Genomic DNA, 18,851 nt, shown 5'->3' with positions numbered 1-18,851 from the left:
TGCCTAGCCGCGACCGACCAGGCGATCGACCACCGGTTGCAGCCTATCGGGCGTGATCGGCTTGGCCACCACGGCATCGATCACGCTCGACAGGCCAAGGCTTTCCGGCGTGCCTGTGCTGGTTGAGAGCAGGATCACCGCGGGCAACGGCTTGCCGGAGGCGCGCCGCAGCGCGTCGATGGCCGACATCAGCCGGTCGCAATCCTTGTTGTCGGGCCCGCCGTCCAGGATGATTGCCCCGGGCAGATGGCCGGTCAGGGCTTTTTCGGCGGTCTCGGGCGATTCCGAGATCGGCTTCAGTCCCGATTTCTCGACTATTTTCGACACCACGACCCGGTTGATCGACGACTTCCCGACGACGAGCACCTTGGAAAAGTCCGCCGCCATCGCGCCAAGGCGGGCCGCCTGTTTCGGGTGTTTTTCGGAGTCGTCACGATTGGCGGGACACATCGGCGGCAGGCACTCCGGTTCAATGCAGGGTTGAAACCTGAGGCACAATTGGGTGAGATCGCGGCCGGTGTCAACCTGAAAAGGTCGAACTCGAAAATAGAGCAAGAATTCTGGAATTCAGCTCAAGTCGTGTCTCTCGGCGATGAAGGCAAATCGAAAAATACGACAGTCTCCCGAACGTATAACGCGCGAGAGACCATCGCAGAGACTGTTGACGTTACGTCAAGTATGGGTCTGCTGCGTAACGATCACCGGGATCAAAAGGTCACCCCAGTTGCCGTCGCCGCCATGGTGCCTGGCCGAACGCACCAGCTCCACCGAGACGCCCGCTTCGACGGCCTTCATGACCGACTGGTTGAGCCTGTGCAGATCGTTGGCGAGCATGCGGATCGTCGCCTGCTGGTCGACGCTCATCGTGCTCGATTGCTCTTCTGCCCTTTCCTTGACGCGGCTTATCGATGCCATTGGTCTTCTCCTCGATGTAAATGCCCTGCGGGCGTTTCCTCTGGTTGTTATCCGCTACTCGGCCGCCGGCCTGAACTGGGCGTGCTCGGTCGATTCATGCATGGCGGTGGTCGAAGACTGGCCGCCGGTGATCGCCATTGACACGGCGTCGAAATAGCCGGTGCCGACCTCGCGCTGGTGCTTGGTCGCGGTATAGCCGCGGGCCTCGGCCGCGAACTCGGCCTCCTGCAGTTCCGAATAGGCGGCCATCTGGCGGTCCTTGTAGCCGCGCGCCAGCTCGAACATGCCGAAGTTCAGCTGGTGGAAGCCGGCGAGCGTGATGAACTGGAACTTGTAGCCCATCGCGCCAAGCTCCTTCTGGAACTTCGCGATCGTCGCGTCGTCGAGGTTCTTCTTCCAGTTGAAGGACGGCGAGCAGTTATAGGCGAGCAGCTTGCCCGGATGATGCTTGTGCACGCCTTCGGCGAACTTCCTGGCCTGCGCCAGATCCGGCTTCGAGGTCTCGCACCAGATAAGGTCGGCATGCGGCGCGTAAGCCACGGCGCGCGCGATGCAAGGCTCGATGCCGTTCCTCACATTGTAGAAACCTTCGACCGTGCGGCCTGCGTCGTAGTCGACGAAAGGCCGGTCGCGCTCGTCGATATCGGAAGTCAGCAGCTTCGCCGCTTCCGCGTCCGTGCGCGCCACGACCAGCGTCGGCGTGCCCATGACGTCGGCCGCCAGGCGCGCCGCGTTGAGGTTGCGGATATGCGCCGCGGTCGGGATCAGCACCTTGCCGCCGAGATGGCCGCATTTCTTTTCGGACGCCAGCTGGTCCTCATAGTGGACGCCGGCAGCACCGGCCTCGATGAAGGCCTTCATGATCTCGAAGGCGTTGAGCGGACCACCGAAGCCGGCTTCGGCGTCGGCGACGATCGGCGCGAACCAGGTCTCGACCGAAAGCCCGTTGCCTTCGGATGTCTCGATCTGGTCGGCGCGCTGCAGGGTGCGATTGATGCGCTTGACGAGTTCCGGCGCCGCATTGGCCGGGTAAAGCGACTGGTCCGGATACATGGCCGACGCGGTGTTGGCGTCGGCGGCCACCTGCCAGCCGGAGAGATAAATCGCCTTCAGTCCGGCCCGAACCTGCTGCATGGCCTGGTTGCCGGACATCGCGCCGAGCGCGTTGACGAAATCCTCCTCATGAATGAGCTTCCACAGCCGGTTCGCGCCCATCTCGGCCAGCGTCTGGCGAATTTGCACGGAACCGCGCAGCCGCTTCACATCCTCTGGCGAGTAGGGCCGCTCGATGCCATCGAAACGGCCTTCCGGCGCGGAAGGGACGAGGTTGTAAAAATCGGTCATTGGTCACTCCGGATCGCTTGGAAACTGCTTCGGCGCTGCATCGCAAAGGTATGCTTCGCGACGTCTGCGTATGACATGATTTACATTGCAGCGCGAAAGACACCCAGAAAAACCGTCGTTTGGGGCCAAAAATAAAGGAAAAGCTGTGTTGTCATTGACAACTTATCTCTGTAAATTTGTCACGATTGTAAAAGTGCTGCAGCGGACGCAGGACGCAATGTTCATGTAAATTCTTGTCAAGGATGGCAGGGATGGCCGACCAGAAGATCTTCGCCGGACCGCGGCTGCGCCGGCTGCGCAACGCCAGGGGCCTGACCCAGACGGGAATGGCCGAGGGACTGGGCATCTCGCCCTCCTATCTCAACCTCATCGAGCGCAACCAGCGGCCGCTGACGGTGCAGCTCATTCTCAAGCTGGCCTCCGTGTACAAGGTCGATCCGCATGAATTGCAAGGAGAGACAAAAGGCTCGATCGCGGCCTTGCGCGAAGCCTTCAGCGATCCGCTTCTTGCCGGCGAACTGCCCGGCGATCAGGAACTGATCGACCTTGCCGAGACCGCGCCGAATGCTTCGGCGGCGATGGTAAAGCTCTTTCGCGCCTATCGCGAGCAGGCCGAGCGCCTGTCAGACCTAAACCAGCTCCTGGCGAAGGAGGGCAGGGCAACCGCGCTGTCCGGCACGCGCCTGCCTGCCGATGAAGTCCACGAAGTGTTCGAGCGCCGGGCGAACCATTTTGCTTCGCTGGAGGAGGAGGCGGAGGCTTTCACATCGGTCCTCGAGCCCGGCGACGATCTGTTCGGCGCGCTGAAGGCCTGGTTGCGGCGCGAGCACGGCATCGTCGTCAAGGTGCTGCCGGTCGCCACCATGCCCAACTGGCGCCGCCGCTATGACCGCCATTCGCAGCGTCTGTTCCTGTCCGAGCGGCTGTCGCCTTTCGACCAGCTGCGCGAGGTCGCCATGGAGGCGAGCCTCATGCGCATGTCGGTGGCCGTCGCCGGCGAGATCCAGGCGCTGAAGCTTGGCACCGACGAGGCGCGCCGGCTCGCCCGCTTCGAGCTCGCCCGCTATGCCGCGCACGCGCTGATGATGCCCTATCAGGCCTTCCATGCCGCCGCCCTGCGCGCCCGCTACGACATCGATGTCTTGCGTTCCCGCTTCGGCGTCTCCTTCGAACAGGCGGCCAACCGCCTGACCATGCTGCAGCGGCAGGGCGCATCGGGCGTGCCCTTCTTCATGCTGGAAGTCGACAATGCCGGCAACCGCTTCCGCAAGGCCGGCAGCCAGGGCTATCCGCAAAGCCGCTTCGGCGGCGGCTGCCCCAAGCTTCCGGTCCATGCGGCCTTCTCGCAGCCGGGCCAGATCCTGGTCGAGGCGATGGAAATGCCCGATGGCGCCGAGTTCCTTTGCATCGCCCGCACGCTGGAAGGGCCGCAAGGCGCCTTCTCCGAGCGGCCGCGGCGCACCGCGCTCCTGCTCGGCTGCGACATCGGCTTCCGCGACGAGATCGTCTATGGCGCTGCATTGCCGGCGGGGGTCGCGGGCAAGACCGGGCAAGGCTTCGCCACGCCGGTAGGCCCCGCCTGCAGGCTTTGCGAGCGCGCCGGCTGCCTGGCGCGCGCCGAGCCGCCGGTGACGCGCCCGCTCGGCCTCGACGAGATGGTGACCGGCCTCAGCGCCTTCGATTTTCAGGGATGACATCGGCGGATGTGTCCCAAGCCTCGCCGAGCGCTGGATCACGCCGAGTCTGCGTCTTTGCGCTACGCGATTGAGACACAGTCTTGTCGTCTGAGACACAGAATCCCTGTTGCCCTTGGCGCATCGTAGCGCAAATAACTCGCTGACAGTCATGTCCATGACCGATACCGCCCCGTCCCCCTCCGCCTTGCCTTCCGCCTCGCCGCGCGAGGAGCGGATCGGCATGCTTTTGGTCTTCCTTTCGGCGCTTATGTGGAGTTTCGGCGGCACCATCGCCCGTTTCATCCATATCGGCGACAGCTGGACCGTGGTGTTCTGGCGTTCGCTCTGGGCCGTGGCCTTTCTCGTCGCATTCATGGTCTGGCGCGACGGTTGGCGCGGTACGCTGAAACTCTTTCGACACATGGGTTTGCCCGGCCTTGGCGTCGCCTTGTGCTTCGCCACTGCCTCGACCAGCTTCGTGGTGGCGCTTGCCTACACCACGGTCGCCAACATCCTTCTGATGCAGGCCGGCGTGCCGCTTCTGGCGGCCCTCCTTGCCTGGCTCCTGTTTCGCGAGCGGGTCAGTCCGGCCACCTGGGTCGCGATTGCCGCCGTCATCACCGGTGTCGCCATCATGGTCTCCGAATCCCTGGGCGGCGCCGTCTCGCCGATCGGTGACGGCCTTGCGCTGCTGATCGCGGTGATGTTTTCGTCCGCGACCGTGATCACCAGGCGCTTCGCCCATGTGCGCATGGTGCCGGCCACCTGCCTCGGCGCGCTGCTTGCCGGTGCCTTTGCCGCCTCGCAGGCCGCGGAATTTGCCGTCTCCGCGCGCGACATGGGCTTTCTCTTCGCCTTCGGCGTCGTCAATCTCGGCATTGGCCTTGCCTTTTTCGCCATGGGCGCGCGGCTGGTGCCGGCGGCGATCGCGGCCCTGCTCGGCACCTTCGAGCCGATCCTCGGGCCGATCTGGGTCTGGCTCGTCCATTCCGAGGTGCCATCGGTGCGCACCATCATTGGCGGCGCGGTCGTGGTCACGGCGCTGCTCGTCCATATCGGCCTTGAGTTCAAGCGGCAGGCACGCCCGGCGCGACCGGGCATCACCGGTCTGCCGACACCCAATTGACGATAGGCAGCCTTCCCCATTGACAACCCAGTTGCCGGGCGGGCAGGCTGCGATTACGGCAACAACAAGACAGGCGTATCTTGCCAAATGTCTCCGCCGGCCTGCTCGGGACCGGACAGCATCGTCATAGCTCTGCTTACGCCACGGTCAATGCCGTCGACGCCGCCCGGGTGCCTCGCCGGGGCGGCTGGAATGCCTCGAACCTTGATGCCGTGATCGAGCCTGGCGTGGACAGTTCACGCTTGTCGCTCTCCGGAAAGCTCAATAGTCTGAAACGAACGCCGCCCCGCCATATCGCGACGAGCCGGCAAGGGAACACCCACCAAAGGAGAACATCATGATCCGCAAAGCTCTCTGGCTTTCGGCGACGTCGGCATTTTTGACGCTTTTCACAGCAGGCGGCCATGCCGAGGACCGCGTCGTCAACGTCTACAACTGGTCGGACTATATCGACTCTTCGATCATCGACGACTTCACCAAGAAGACCGGCATCAAGGTTGTCTACGACACCTTCGATTCCAACGAGATCCTGGAGACCAAGCTGCTTGCCGGCGGCAGCGGCTATGACGTCGTCGTGCCAAGCGCCAACTTCCTGGCGCGCCAGATCCAGGCAGGCGTGTTCCAGAAGCTCGACAAGTCGAAGCTGCCCAACATCTCCAACATGTGGGACGTCATCTCGGAACGCACCGCCAAATACGATCCGGGCAACGAATATTCGGTCAACTATATGTGGGGCACGGTCGGCCTCGGCTACAACGTCAAGAAGGTGACGGCCGCGCTCGGCACCGACAAGATCGACAGCTGGGACGTTTTCTTCAATCCGGACAAGCTGGCCAAGCTGAAGGATTGCGGCGTCTATGTGCTGGATTCTCCCGCCGACGTCATCCCAGCGGCGTTGAAATATCTCGGCCTCGACCCCAACAGCACCTCGCCGGACGACATTGCCAAGGCCGAGGAAGCCTTGCTGAAGGTCCGGCCCTATATCCGCAAGTTCCATTCGTCCGAATACATCAACGCTTTGGCCAATGGCGATATCTGCCTGGCGATCGGCTGGTCGGGCGACGTCTTCCAGGCCCGCAACCGCGCCGAGGAAGCCAAGCAGGGCGTCGAGATCGGCTATTCGGTGCCGAAGGAAGGCGCCCAGATGTGGTTCGATCAGATGGCGATTCCCGCGGACGCGCCGCATGCCGCCGACGCGCTCGAGTTCATCAACTACATGATGACGCCCGAAGTCATCGCCAAGTCGTCGAACTACGTGCTCTACGCCAACGGCAACAAGGCTTCGCAGCAGTTCGTGGACAAGGCGATCCTGGAAGATCCTTCGGTCTATCCCGACGAGGAGACGACGAAGAAGCTGTATACCGTTGCGCCATACGATCCCAAGGCCCAGCGCGTCATCACACGCACCTGGACCAAGATCGTCACCGGTCAGTAAGCATTGAGACTCGACCCCGGCAGCCAACTGCCGGGGTCGCTTTCTTTTGGGGAATTTAACGGAGTGGGGATTATGAAATCGCTTGGCAGCATCCGCAGGGATTTCGCGCCATGGAACGACCCGAACGCCAAGCCATACATCCAGTTCGACAAGGTCACCAAGAAATTCGGTGACTTCACCGCCGTCAACAATTTGTCGCTGACCATCTTCGAGCGCGAATTCTTCGCCCTGCTCGGCGCTTCGGGTTGTGGAAAGTCGACCCTGCTCAGGATGCTCGCCGGCTTCGAGGAGCCGTCCGCGGGCCGCATCCTGCTCGACGGGCAGGACTTGCGCGGCATCCCGCCCTACAAGCGGCCGGTCAACATGATGTTCCAGTCCTACGCGCTGTTCCCGCATATGACGGTTGAGAAGAACATCGCCTTTGGCCTCAAGCAGGAAGGCATGCCCGGAGCCGATGTCGAAAAGCGCGTCGCCGAGATGCTGAAGCTGGTCAAGCTCGAGCAGTTCGCCAAGCGCAAGCCGCATCAGCTCTCGGGCGGCCAGCGTCAGCGGGTGGCACTTGCCCGCTCGGTCGCCAAGCGGCCCAAGGTTCTGCTGCTCGACGAGCCGCTCGGCGCGCTCGACAAGAAGCTGCGCGAGGAAACGCAATTCGAACTGATGGACCTGCAGCAGGAGCTCGGACTCACCTTCGTCGTCGTCACCCACGACCAGGAAGAAGCCATGACCATGGCCGACCGCATCGCCATCATGGACAAGGGCGAGGTGATGCAGGTCGCCACGCCGGCTGAGATCTACGAGGCGCCGGCTTCGCGCTTCGTGGCGCATTTCGTCGGCAACGTGAACATGTTCGAGGGCAAGGTTGCCGAGCGCACGGCAAACACGACGCGCATCACCGGCGCCACCGGTGCGCAAATCGTCGTCGACAATGGCAGCGACGCCGCCACCGGCGCTGACATCATCTTCGCGATCCGGCCGGAAAAGATCAAGGTTTCGTCGAAGAAGCCGGCGGATGCCGTCAACGCGCTTGAGGGCGAGGTCTACGATGTCGCCTATCTCGGTGACATGACCGTCTATCACGTGAGGCTTGACGACGGGCAGATGGTGCGGGCAAGCGCCTTGAACGCCTCGCGCGTCACCGAGGATCCGCTCACCTGGAACGACCGCGCCTGGGTTTCCTTTCGGCCCGACGCCGGCGTCGTGCTGACCCGGTAGGAGGCGGACATGACAAACATCGCAGTTACAGCCGCTCCGTCGACCGCTGCCGCGGCCACGCCGCAGACGCGGCTGGCGAAGGGCTTCGTCAACCGCCTCGTCATCATCGTTCCCTATCTCTGGCTGCTGTTCTTCTTCCTCGTTCCCTTCATCATCGTCTTCAAGATCTCGCTGTCGCAGACAGCGATCTCGATGCCGCCCTATACGCCCGTGCTCGACTTCAAGGACGGCGTCTCGGGATTCTTCGCGGGCGTCCGCGAGCTCAACTTCGAGAACTACACCTGGCTCACCCAGGACGCGCTCTATTTCAACGCCTATGTGACGAGCCTGATCATCGCGGGGATCTCGACGATACTCACCCTGATCGTCGGCTATCCGATCGCCTATGGCATGGCGCGTGCCCCGGCGACGATCCGCCCGACCCTGCTGATGCTGGTGATCCTGCCGTTCTGGACCTCGTTCCTGATCCGCGTCTATGCCTGGATCGGCATCCTGAAACCCGAGGGGCTGCTCAATCAGGTTCTGCTCGCCACCGGGCTGATCAGCCAGCCGCTGGTCATCCTCAACACCTACACCGCGATCTTCATCGGCATCGTTTATTCCTACCTGCCCTTCATGGTGCTGCCGCTCTATTCCTCGCTGGAGAAGATGGACTATTCGCTGATCGAGGCCGCGCAGGACCTCGGCTGTCCGCCGACCGGCGCCTTCTGGAAGATCACCTTCCCGCTGTCGCTGCCCGGCGTCGTCGCCGGCTGCCTGCTGGTGTTCATTCCGGCCGTCGGCGAGTTCGTCATCCCCGACCTCCTCGGCGGCTCGCAGACGTTGATGATCGGCAAGACGCTCTGGAACGAGTTCTTCTCCAACCGCGACTGGCCGGTCTCGTCGGCGGTGGCCGTGATCCTGCTTTTGGTGCTGACCATCCCGATCATGTTCTTTCAGCAGGCCCAGGCACGCGCACAGGAGCAGGGCAAATGAACCCGACCTGGAGCCGCTTCAACATCACCTCGATCGTGCTGGGCTTTGCGTTTCTCTATCTGCCGATCGTGCTTTTGATCGTCTTTTCCTTCAACGAATCGAAGCTCGTCACCGTCTGGGGCGGCTTCTCGACCAAATGGTACGTGTCGCTGTTCCACAACCAGGGCCTGATGGACGCCACCTGGGTGACGGCGCGTGTCGGCGTCATCTCGGCCACGGTGGCGACCGTGCTCGGCACGCTCGCCGCCATCACGCTCACGCGCTACACGCGCTTCAGGGGGCGGTTGCTTTTCTCGGGCATGGTGTTTGCGCCGCTGGTCATGCCGGAAGTCATCACAGGCCTCTCGCTGCTGCTGCTCTTCGTCGCCGTCGGGCTCGATCGCGGCTTCTTCACGGTGACGCTCGCGCACATCACCTTCACCATGTGCTTCGTGGCGGTCGTCGTGCAGTCGCGCCTGGTCACGTTCGACCGCTCGCTCGAGGAGGCGGCCATGGATCTCGGCGCGCCGCCGGTGAAGACCTTCTTCCAGATCACCTTGCCGGTCATCCTGCCGGCGATCATCTCCGGTTGGATGCTGGCTTTCACGCTCTCGCTGGACGATCTGGTCATCGCCAGCTTCACCTCGGGTCCCGGCGCCACCACGCTGCCGATGAAGATCTACAGCCAGGTGCGCCTCGGCGTGACGCCGGAAATCAATGCCGCCTGCACCATCCTGATCGCGGTGGTGGCGGTCGGCGTCATCATCGCCTCGATCGCCAACAAACGCCGCGAGATCCAGCGCCAGCTCGACGAGCAGGCCGCGCAGCGCGGTTGATTGCGGGGGCGGGGCGCTCAGCGCCTCCGCCTCTACTGGCCTGAAACGCCGGGAGCGATCGGCGATATGAACGGCGCGCTCCAGTTGCCGCCGACGAAGAACAGCGACTGGCTCGGCGGCGCGGGAGCCGGACTGGCTGCCTGGCCGCTGGCCTGCTGGGGCTGCTGCGCCGGCTGTCCGTTCGGCACGACGCCGCCCGAGAGCGCCAGCCCGCGCCCGACATAGGAGGCGATGCCGGACAGCCAGATCTTGTATTTCTGCGAGTTGATCTCGGCCTTGTCGACGCGCGCCACGCCCTTCGAAATGCTTGCCTTGATCTCGGCGCCATTGATCGGCAGCGAACCATTGGCGACGTCGTCGAGCGCGAAGAAACCGCCTTGCTGGTTGCGCTTGAGGAAGGCCGGCAGGTCGAGCCCGTTGAGCGTGCCCGGCCCGAAAGTCGCCGAGAACGATCCGTCGGCATTCTCGAAGATCGAGTTCCAGGCCTTGCCCGGACCCTTGAGGATGACCGATACCGTCCCGGTGCCGGCTGGCACCAGCCGCGTCATTCCCGCCGCCGTAGCAAAAGCTCCCGTATCCACGTCCGATGCCAAGAGCCGCATCTCGACCTGCGTGCCTTCCGGCTTGCGGTCGAAGCGCAGGCTGCTTTGGATGGTGCCGTTAAAGGCCGAAGCGTCGGATATGTCGAAGACGGCAAGACCGTTCTTCACCTGCGCGGTCGCCGCGACGTCGGCCAGTTGCACTGGTCCCACGTTGGCATGCGCCGCCGACAGTCTGAGGTCGAGGTTTATGCGGTCGGCGAAGCTAGTGTCGATGTCGACGGGGCCGGCGTCGCCGGTCGGCGCCACAGGCGTGAAAGCCGACAGGAAAGACCTGAGGTCGAGCGTATCGAAGGCGAGTGTGCCGGCAATCACCGGGCGCCCCTCGGCGAAGGAGAAATCCAGCGCGCCCATGCCCGGATTGTTGTTGAGCGTGACGGTGGTGTTCTCGAATTTCGCGCGTCCCGCCGAGGCGTTCACCTTGCTGGCGATCGAGACCGCACCTATCGCCGCGCCAGGCGCGAGGCCGGCCTGCGACCACTCCAGCGCGCGCCGCAGCGACGGCGCGGCAAACTTTGCCTGGCCGTCCAGATAGGCATTGTCCGACATCGAGGCCGACCCGTCGAAGGAGAAGGTCGCGGGCGCAGCCTTGAAGGAGAGGGTAACGGGTGCTGCTCCCCCGGCAAACAGCACCAGCGGTTTCGGCGAGGAGAAATCGAGCTGCATGCTTTCGCCGCGCCAGATGCCGGTTGCGGTCAGCGATGCTTCGCTGTTCATCGCTTCCCAGTTCACCTGGCCGCTGAGGCTGCTCAGGATTTCGGTGTCCTTGCCGTCAGCCGTGGTCACGACGCGGCCATCGCGGAACTCGACGGTGCCGAACGGATCGGAAGGCAATCTGCCCAGATCGGGCTTCTGCGGGTTGGCGGTGACCACGCCGCGCGCGGTATCGATCGAGCGCGTGATGCGTCCCCCGGTCGGAAGCGGCGGCAGATAGAAGCCGCTCGCCATGCGCTGGACCCTGATCGTCGGACGAACCAGCCTTGCCGTTGAAAAGGCGACGTCGCCCTGCAAGGCGGCCATCGCCGACAGATCGATTTCGACGCGATCGGCCTCGACCACCGGCGGCGCATCGGTCTCGGTCCATTGCGACAACGTGACGTCGCTGAGGATGGCCCGGAACTTCGGCCACACTTCGATGCGCGGCGAGCCGTCGATGGTGACGCGGAAGCCGCTCCAGGCACTCAACTCCCATGCGATGCGGTCGCGCACGATGCGGGTCGAGGCGATCAGCGGCAACGCCGCGACAGCGAGCGCGATGACGAGCACGGCAACGCCGATCGCCCACACCCCGCGCCGGATCACAGATGATGGCATTTCGCCCCGTATGCTTTCATTGCCGACAAATCGCCCGACGGGTGTAACCGAGCGCCGACGCTTTTCAAGTCTTTATGGCCTTGCGATGGCATTTGCGCAGCGCCCGCCATGCGTCGACCGAACAAAATCTTGCTCTGCTGCGCTGCAATATGCATAAGCGGTCTGAACGGTCCCGGTCCGCGGTGGCGCGCCGTTTTTGGGACGATGGCATATGCGATGTTGAGCTTAACTGGCTCAAACGCGACGCGGTTTGGGAGGAGCGATCATGGCCGCCGATACACCTTTGTGGATCCCGACGCAGGAGCGGATCGATGCGGCGCCCCTAACCGCGTTCATGAAAGCCGCGGAAGCAAAGGCCGGGCTGGCATTCTCCGGCTATGCCGAGCTTCACCGCTGGTCGATCGAGGATCGCGAAGCGTTCTGGAGCCTGGTCTGGGATTTTTGCGATCTTGTTGGCGACAAGGGTGAGCGGAAGCTCGTCGACGGCGAGAGGATGCCTGGCGCCAGCTTCTTTCCCGACGCCAGGCTCAATTTCGCCGAGAACCTTTTGAAGAAGACCGGCGGCGGTCCGGCCATCGTCTTTCGCGGCGAGGACAAGGTCGAGCGCCGGCTGTCCTGGAACGAACTTCATGCGCTGACCTCGCGGCTGCAGCAGCTCTTCCTGTCGCTCGGCGTCAAGGCCGGCGACCGCGTCGCCGCCATGATGCCCAACATGCCCGAAGCGGCCGCCGCGATGCTGGCCGCAGCCTCGATCGGCGCGGTCTGGTCGTCATGCTCTCCCGATTTCGGCGAGCAGGGCGTGCTCGACCGTTTCGGTCAGATCGAGCCTGTCGTCTTCATCGCGCCGGACGGCTATTGGTATAATGGCAAGGCGATCGAGGTGGCCGACAAGGTCCGCGCGGTAGCAGGGAAGCTCGCCACGCTGCGCAAGGTGCTGATCGTCGACTATCTCGGCACATCGGCCGACGTCGCCGCCACCATCGACGAGGCTGCCGCCCTCGAAGAAGCGCTCTCGCCCTTTGCCGCCAGGACTGTCAGCTTCGAGCGGCTGCCGTTTGCGCATCCGCTCTACATCCTGTTTTCCTCGGGCACGACCGGCATCCCGAAATGCATCGTGCATTCGGCCGGCGGCACGCTGATCCAGCACGTCAAGGAGCACCGGCTGCATGCCGGCCTGCTCGACGGCGATCGCCTGTTCTACTTCACCACCTGCGGCTGGATGATGTGGAACTGGCTGGTATCGGGCCTCGCCTCCGGCGCGACGCTTTTGCTTTATGACGGCTCGCCTTTCTACCCCGACGGCAATGTGCTGTTCGATTTCGCCGATGCCGAGAAGATGACCTATTTCGGCACCTCGGCCAAGTTCATCGATTCGGTTCGCAAGGCCGGGCTGAAGCCGATCGCGAGCCACGATCTGTCGAGCGTGCGCACCTTGTCCTCGACAGGTTCGCCGCTGTCGCCGGAGGATTTCCGCTTCGTCTATGAAGGCATCAAGAAGGATGTGCATCTGGCCTCCATCTCCGGCGGCACCGACATCGTCTCCTGCTTCGTGCTCGGCGTGCCGACCGAGCCGGTCTGGAGCGGCGAGATCCAGGGGCCCGGTCTCGGCCTGGCGGTCGATGTCTGGGACGACGACGGCAAGCCGATCCGGCAGGAGAAGGGCGAGCTCGTCTGCACGAAAGCCTTCCCGTCGATGCCGGCCGGCTTCTGGAACGACCCCGAAGGCAAGAAGTATCACGCGGCCTATTTCGAGCGTTTCGACAATGTCTGGTGCCACGGCGACTTCGCCGAATGGACGGCCCATGGCGGCATGGTCATCCATGGCCGCTCGGACGCAACGCTCAATCCGGGCGGCGTGCGGATCGGCACGGCCGAGATCTACAACCAGGTCGAACAGATGCCGGAAATCCTCGAGGCGCTCTGCATCGGCCAGGATTTCGACAATGATGTCCGCGTCGTGCTGTTCGTGCGGCTGGCCGCCGGCGCGCCCCTGGACGAGGATCTGGAAAAGCGCATCCGCGCCAAGATCCGCAGCGGCGCCAGTCCGCGCCATGTGCCGGCCAGGATCGTCGCCGTCACCGACATCCCGCGCACCAAGTCCGGCAAGATCACCGAACTTGCGGTGCGCGACATGGTCCATGGCCGCGCCGTCAAGAACAAGGAGGCGCTCGCCAATCCCGAGGCGCTGGAACTGTTCCGCGAGCTGCCGCAGCTGGCAAGCTAGAGCCAAACGGATTATCGCCCGCAGAGAGTTTCCTGGTTGTGCCCTTCGCGGTCGACCGTCAAACGCCCCTCGGCATGGTTAATAAAATCTGTCCGCCGAATTTACCTAGATTTCATGGGTGGTACACATTCGTAAATTTCTTTGCGACGCGGTAAGGACTTGTTAAGGGACGACCCCGATAGTCGCGTGTAACTTGAGGGAGAAATCCCGATCCTCGTCCCCTGAGGTTCAGCTCAAGCCCCCGTTGTGACAGCATCCCATTTCTCAAGGCGTCCTCCAGGACGCCTTTTTCTTTGGGTCTGATCGGGCGCTACTCGGCGAGCACGCGGGTCGAGGGGAAGCCAACCTCGACCAGGGTTCCTTCGCCCGGCGTGGAGGTGATGGTGAAACGGGCGCGGTTCGCTTCCACCATCGCCTTGGTGAGCGGCAGGCCGAGGCCGGTGCCGTCGCCGCGTCCGCGCTTGAGCGCATTGATCTGCTTGAATGGCTTCAGCGCCTGCTCGATCTCGGCCGGCGTCATGCCGATGCCGGTGTCGCGTACGCGCATGACGACATCGCCAGAGGCCTCGTAAGCGGTCGAGACGATCACCTGGCCGCCGGCCTGGGTGTAGCGGATGGCGTTGGACAGGATGTTGAGGGCGATCTGGCGAACGCTTCTCAAATCCGCCACCACTTCCGGCAGCCGCGAGGCGAAGCTCGAGCGGATGATGACGCGTTCGCGGTTGGCCTGCGGCTGCATCATCGCCACCGTCTCGGCCAGCGTGTCGTTCAGCGACACCGCCTCGTAATCCATCTCCTGCTGGCCGGCCTCGATCTTCGAGATGTCGAGCAGGTCGTTGACGAGATCGAGCACGTGATTGCCCGACCGGTTGATGTCGCGCAGATAGTCGCGGTAGCGGTCGTTGGAGATAGGGCCGAATTTCTCATCCACCATCAACTCGGAAAAGCCGATGATGGCATTGAGCGGGGTGCGGATTTCGTGGCTGATGCGGGCCAGGAAATCCGTCTTTTGCGAGGAGGCGCGCTCGGCCACCGCGCGTGCCTGCGTCAGGTCTTCCTCGGCCCGTTTCCATTGCGTGATGTCGCGCACCACGGCGCAGAAGCCGCTGTCGCTGGGCAGCCGGCCGATGGTCATGAACAGCGGAATGAAGCGCCCCTGCGCCTCGCGGCCGATGACCTCGCGGCCGTCATTGAGCACGCTCGCCACGCCCGGTTCCGAAAGGCCCGCGAGATAGTCGCGCGCCGCGCGCTGGCTTTCGATGGCGAACAGCGAGGCAAAGGGCTTTCCGGCAACCTCGTCGCTGTCGAAACCGAACAGCGCTTCCGCCGGACGGCTGATCGAACGGATGTTGCCGTCGCGGCCAATCAGCACGACGCCGTCGGTGGCGGTGTCGATGATGGTGCGCATCTCGGCGATGCGCGACTTCAATTCCGGAACGTCCGGCTGGAGCGCTGGCTCATCATTCGCGGCGGTGAAATGCGCCGCATCGTCCTCCCCGGAGCGCCGCACCACCAGCATCAGCGCCTTGCCGCCGTGCCACGGCACGGACCGCAGCAGCGCGTCGATCGGAAATTCCTGGCCCTGTCGGGTCTTGAGCTTCAACGAGCGGTCGCTTTCGTCCGCGGCGCTGTCCTCGGCGTAGGGATCGGCAAAGAGCGCGCCCAGCCCCCCCGCATCCGCGAGGTCGTCCAGCGCATCGTAGCCGGTGAGCTCGAGGAAGGCGTCATTGGCATAATGCAGCATGTCGCCCGAATGGATGAGCAGCGGCACCGGCAGCCTGGCGAGGATGGATGTATCGGGCGCCGTGGCTTCTTCCCCGGTCGAAAAAGCGGACGGTACAAAGCCTGCGAGTTTGAGCGGCGGTACTTCGAGGCGCGGCCGCGCCGACGCTACCGCTTCCGGTTCTTCCGGCCGTTCTCCTGCGACCGTGGCGGCATCGGCATCGGAGCCGGCCCAATCCTCATTGTCTTGCGCGTCGCGGAAATCGTCGGCGGTCATGCTGTCGTCGGCCGCCGTCGCATCGGGGGCCGACTGCCCGGCCGCGACCGGCTGCTGCGGTTCCGCGGCCCCATGTTCGGCCGCATGCCGGGCCTCCCGCTCGGTCTGGGAAACAGGCGCGCCGTCGGCTTCTTCCGTGGATTTCTCGCCATCGGCATAGTTGAGCAGCGAGCCGGAACCTTTCGGGGTCTCGGCCTGGCCGGCGACGCCCGTCTCGGCGGCCTCATCGATGCCGTCGAGCCGCGCCAGATCTTCCTGGTCTTCCGCCTCGGTCTCCGCCTCCGCGGTCTCCGTATCGGCCTCCGCGTCGGCAATCTCCGAAACCTCCGGCGTGGACGACAAGGTCGCGTCCCGCGCGGAACTGTCTTGCTCGGCCGCGTCAAGTGGGAGCGGCTGGTTTGCCTCGGCCTTGGTCTCGCTGGCCGGCTCGTTCGCCGTTGCCTTGTCCTTGCCGGCAACAGCCGCGTCGGGCTGCTTGTCAGCTTCGGGGACGCTCGGCTCGGCAGGGATGGAACTGTCCCTGCGCAGCCTTTCGCCGATCTCGCGGAAGGCGCTGCGCTCGAGGATCGACAGGCCCCTGTGATCCGCGGGCGTGTCACTTCCCGGCTGCTTGTCATTGGCCGGCTGGCGATGCTCGGCCAGCCTTATCACCTTGTCGGCGAAGCGCCGCTCCGGCTTCGGCACGATGGTCAATGCCGGCACTTCACCCTGGAAGGGATCTTGAGGCTTTGCCTGTTCCGGTGACGTCTGCTCCGCTGCTGGCTGCCCAACCGACGGCCCGGCCCCGCCAGGGGCGGCCCCGGTTGGCGCGGCATTCGGCACCAAAGCCATGCCAAGCGCTTCCGGATCGACCACGGCGTCGGCGCTGCGCGCGACCCCGAAACCACGAAAACCCTCGAAGGCGCGGCCGCGGCCGTAGACCGGCAGCGCCGCGAGATCGACCGGGATCTTCAGACCGGTTCCAGCCACCGGCCACAGCACCCACCGGCCGGACCAGGTGTCGCGCCGTTCGAGCAGACCGGCGATCTCGCCCGAGGCGTCGAGGCCGAAAGTGGTGGCGACGTCCTTGAAGCGGCGGCCGATCACGTCGGCGGCGGGCTGGCCGACGATATTAGCGAATTCGGGCGACAGCGCGCTGAACTTGCCTTCGGCGTCGGTGCGCCAGACGAAGCGCAGCGGCAGCGCGGAGCGGTCGATGTCGCGGGGCGGCACCGCTTGTGCCGGCGTGACGGTTTCGCGTCCGGCGGTTTCGCCGACGTCCTGCCGACGGCCTTCGGCCGCGATGGCTTCCTTCGTCGCGTCCGTTGCCGGTGCTGTCGGTTGAGCTTGCCTGGCATCGTCGCCGGCGTTGAAGTACCAATGGTCGTGCTGGCCGGCACTGTCGTCCGCTGCCCGTTGGCTGGGCTCGCTGACATTCGCCTGATGATTGGTCCGGGTAGGCTGCTGGTCGGCCACGGCCCGGCTTTCCGCGTCAGGCCGTGCCTCGCCTTCACGAGCCTCTGGGACCAGCTCAGCCTGTTCACCAGCCGCCACGGCCGGCGCGGGGCTGTTGTCCTGAACAGGCTCGGGCTCGACGGCCAGGCTTTCACCCGACAGCGTGGCCGCAACCGCCTCTGGCGCCGCGACCTGCTGATCGCCGGGCTGATCGCCCTGGCCGGCGGCCGGCTGGTCGCCTTGGTCGCCGTCGAGCTGGTCCTCATCGATCACCACGAGCAGATGGCGTGCATCGGTGAGCCGCGCAAAACCGGCCGGGTAGGACGTATCGGTGCCCGGCACAAGGCGCTTGACAAGGCGGTCTCCGCTCGCGGTCACGTCCGCAACCAGGGCAGCCAGCGTCCCCGGCTCGATGCCGAGCGCCGCAAAGCCGTCCGAGGCCGCCTCGATACCGCCTTGCGCGTCGACGAAAGCGATGAAATGACCGGCTTCGGTGAAGCCGCCGATGGCGCGGCTGGCGATCTCGCCGGCGCTGCGCGACCTGGTCTGCGCCGCCGGCACCGCCAGCATGATTGCCTTCTCGCCGTCCGGCATCGTCACGGCGCTGGCCACGAAACCGACGGCGCGGCTTACCATGCCGGTGGCGAGCCTCACCGTGATGGCCCGGTCGCTGCCGATATCCGGAAAACCGCTGGTCGCCATGATCTGCCGCCGGGCAATCAGCGGCAGCCGTGCCGAGGCGCCGATGATGGCCTCGATATCCGGATAGCCGAACATCGACGCCCCCGGACCGTTCGCCCAGATCACCTGTTCGAGGTCGGCCGACAATATGGCCAAAGCGTCGCCGGCGGCAAAGCGCTGGCGCACCGCGTCGAGCACGGCGACGTCGAGGAAGGAGTAGTTTTCAGGCGGCATGCGCGGGCCAACCCTCCGAAGCGGGCATTTCAGTTAACGCTTTGTTAATAAAAGGCCGCGGCCCGAAGGTCCACAAGCCCTGGCTTGCAACGGCCGAAATCTCTGGGCTCTTGGTTAACGGCCCCTAGGGCTGACGTATGGGAAGATTTTTATGGTGCGGTGCAACAAAGATATTGCAATGCACAAAAAATCCTTTATATTGCCACTATACATGAACGAGACGGCTTTCTGTCAAAGCCGCTGCCCCGAAAGGTTGGAAAATGTCCAAGACCACCGCCAAGACCGACACCATCGAAAACGTTGAATTCCCGAGCTTCGACGCCTCCAAGGCGACCGACCAGATGCGCGCCTTCGCCGAGAAGGGCGTCGAGCAGTCGAAGGAAGCCTATGCCAAGCTGAAGACCGGCGCCGAGGAGACCCAGAAGGTTCTGGAGTCGACCTATGAGACCGCCAAGGCCGTTTCCAGCGACGTTTCGCTCAAGGCGATTGCCACGCTGCGCGCCAATTCCGAGGCCAGCTTCTCGCACCTCGAAGCCCTGGTCGGCGCCAAGACCCTTTCGGAAGTCGTCGAGCTGCAGACCTCCTTCCTGCGCAAGCGCTTCGAAATGGCCGTCGAGCAGGCCAAGGAGTTCCAGACCGTTGCCACCAAGGCGGTCGAGGACGTTTCCAAGCCGGTCAAGAGCGCCTTCGAGAAGGCGATGAAGGACGTCAAGGCTGCCTAATTTCCGCGCACAACCCGTGCGATGCATCAAAACGTCGCATTTCGTCAGACAAATAGTCATGCGATAGGTTGAGCAATCAGATACCCGGAAATGGAACCTCCTCCCTCCGTTTCCGGGGTGACCAGCCAGCACCTCCTCCCGCTGGC

General features: G+C 64.1%; 13 protein-coding genes. 8 read left to right on the top strand and 5 right to left on the bottom strand.

Going from position 1 to position 18,851, the window contains the following annotated elements; genetic code table 11:
• Window positions 1-3 precede the first annotated feature (3 nt).
• The 3 genes from RFM98_RS06670 to aceA all read right to left on the bottom strand — a co-directional run bounded on the left by RFM98_RS06670 (window position 4) and on the right by aceA (window position 2,259).
• Window positions 4-450, bottom strand: coding sequence for a response regulator (locus tag RFM98_RS06670; protein WP_430682262.1), 447 nt, complete (start codon window positions 448-450; stop codon window positions 4-6).
• Window positions 451-672: 222 nt separating this feature from the next.
• Window positions 673-915, bottom strand: a complete 243-nt coding sequence (locus RFM98_RS06665) for an SMc00767 family acetate metabolism repressor (RefSeq protein ID WP_320308093.1) — start codon at window positions 913-915, stop codon at window positions 673-675.
• 54 nt (window positions 916-969) lie between these two features.
• Window positions 970-2,259 (bottom strand): isocitrate lyase, encoded by a 1,290-nt coding sequence (gene aceA / locus RFM98_RS06660; protein ID WP_320213396.1) that lies wholly within the window; start codon window positions 2,257-2,259, stop codon window positions 970-972.
• 251 nt (window positions 2,260-2,510) lie between these two features.
• On the opposite strand from aceA, the gene RFM98_RS06655 reads away from it, so the two are divergent.
• The 6 genes from RFM98_RS06655 to RFM98_RS06630 all read left to right on the top strand — a co-directional run bounded on the left by RFM98_RS06655 (window position 2,511) and on the right by RFM98_RS06630 (window position 9,498).
• On the top strand, window positions 2,511-3,953 hold the full coding sequence (locus tag RFM98_RS06655; protein WP_320308092.1) for a helix-turn-helix domain-containing protein: 1,443 nt from the start codon (window positions 2,511-2,513) through the stop codon (window positions 3,951-3,953).
• 157 nt (window positions 3,954-4,110) lie between these two features.
• Entirely contained in the window at window positions 4,111-5,061 is a 951-nt protein-coding gene (locus tag RFM98_RS06650) for a DMT family transporter (RefSeq protein WP_320308091.1), read from the top strand.
• 337 nt (window positions 5,062-5,398) lie between these two features.
• Window positions 5,399-6,496 carry a polyamine ABC transporter substrate-binding protein gene (locus tag RFM98_RS06645; protein ID WP_320308090.1) on the top strand — a complete coding sequence of 366 codons (1,098 nt, stop codon included), beginning with the start codon at window positions 5,399-5,401 and terminating at the stop codon, window positions 6,494-6,496.
• A 72-nt stretch (window positions 6,497-6,568) separates the two neighbouring features.
• Window positions 6,569-7,708 carry an ABC transporter ATP-binding protein gene (locus RFM98_RS06640; RefSeq protein ID WP_320308089.1) on the top strand — a complete coding sequence of 380 codons (1,140 nt, stop codon included), beginning with the start codon at window positions 6,569-6,571 and terminating at the stop codon, window positions 7,706-7,708.
• A 9-nt stretch (window positions 7,709-7,717) separates the two neighbouring features.
• Window positions 7,718-8,683, top strand: coding sequence for an ABC transporter permease subunit (locus RFM98_RS06635; protein WP_320308088.1), 966 nt, complete (start codon window positions 7,718-7,720; stop codon window positions 8,681-8,683).
• Entirely contained in the window at window positions 8,680-9,498 is an 819-nt protein-coding gene (locus RFM98_RS06630) for an ABC transporter permease (RefSeq protein ID WP_320308087.1), read from the top strand. Before RFM98_RS06635 ends, RFM98_RS06630 begins: the two co-directional genes overlap by 4 nt.
• 32 nt (window positions 9,499-9,530) lie before the next feature.
• Here RFM98_RS06630 and RFM98_RS06625 read toward each other — a convergent pair whose 3' ends face one another.
• Window positions 9,531-11,411, bottom strand: a complete 1,881-nt coding sequence (locus RFM98_RS06625; protein WP_320308086.1) for an AsmA family protein — start codon at window positions 11,409-11,411, stop codon at window positions 9,531-9,533.
• Between the two features lie 265 nt (window positions 11,412-11,676).
• Here RFM98_RS06625 and RFM98_RS06620 point away from each other — a divergent pair, with 265 nt between their 5' ends.
• On the top strand, window positions 11,677-13,635 hold the full coding sequence (locus RFM98_RS06620; RefSeq protein WP_320308085.1) for an acetoacetate--CoA ligase: 1,959 nt from the start codon (window positions 11,677-11,679) through the stop codon (window positions 13,633-13,635).
• Between the two features lie 310 nt (window positions 13,636-13,945).
• On the opposite strand, the gene RFM98_RS06615 is transcribed toward RFM98_RS06620, so the two are convergent.
• The gene (locus RFM98_RS06615; protein ID WP_320308084.1) at window positions 13,946-17,983 is read right to left on the bottom strand and encodes a PAS domain S-box protein; all 4,038 of its coding nucleotides are present in this window, start codon (window positions 17,981-17,983) and stop codon (window positions 13,946-13,948) included.
• Window positions 17,984-18,243: 260 nt separating this feature from the next.
• On the opposite strand from RFM98_RS06615, the gene RFM98_RS06610 reads away from it, so the two are divergent.
• Complete coding sequence (locus RFM98_RS06610; protein ID WP_320308083.1) at window positions 18,244-18,705, top strand: phasin; 462 nt, start codon at window positions 18,244-18,246, stop codon at window positions 18,703-18,705.
• Window positions 18,706-18,851: the final 146 nt, after the last annotated feature.

It is taken from the genome of Mesorhizobium australafricanum, assembly GCF_033977265.1.
GTDB lineage: Bacteria > Pseudomonadota > Alphaproteobacteria > Rhizobiales > Rhizobiaceae > Mesorhizobium > Mesorhizobium australafricanum.
Note: the sequence above shows the minus strand (reverse complement) of the source record. Positions and strands in the feature narration are given on the sequence as shown.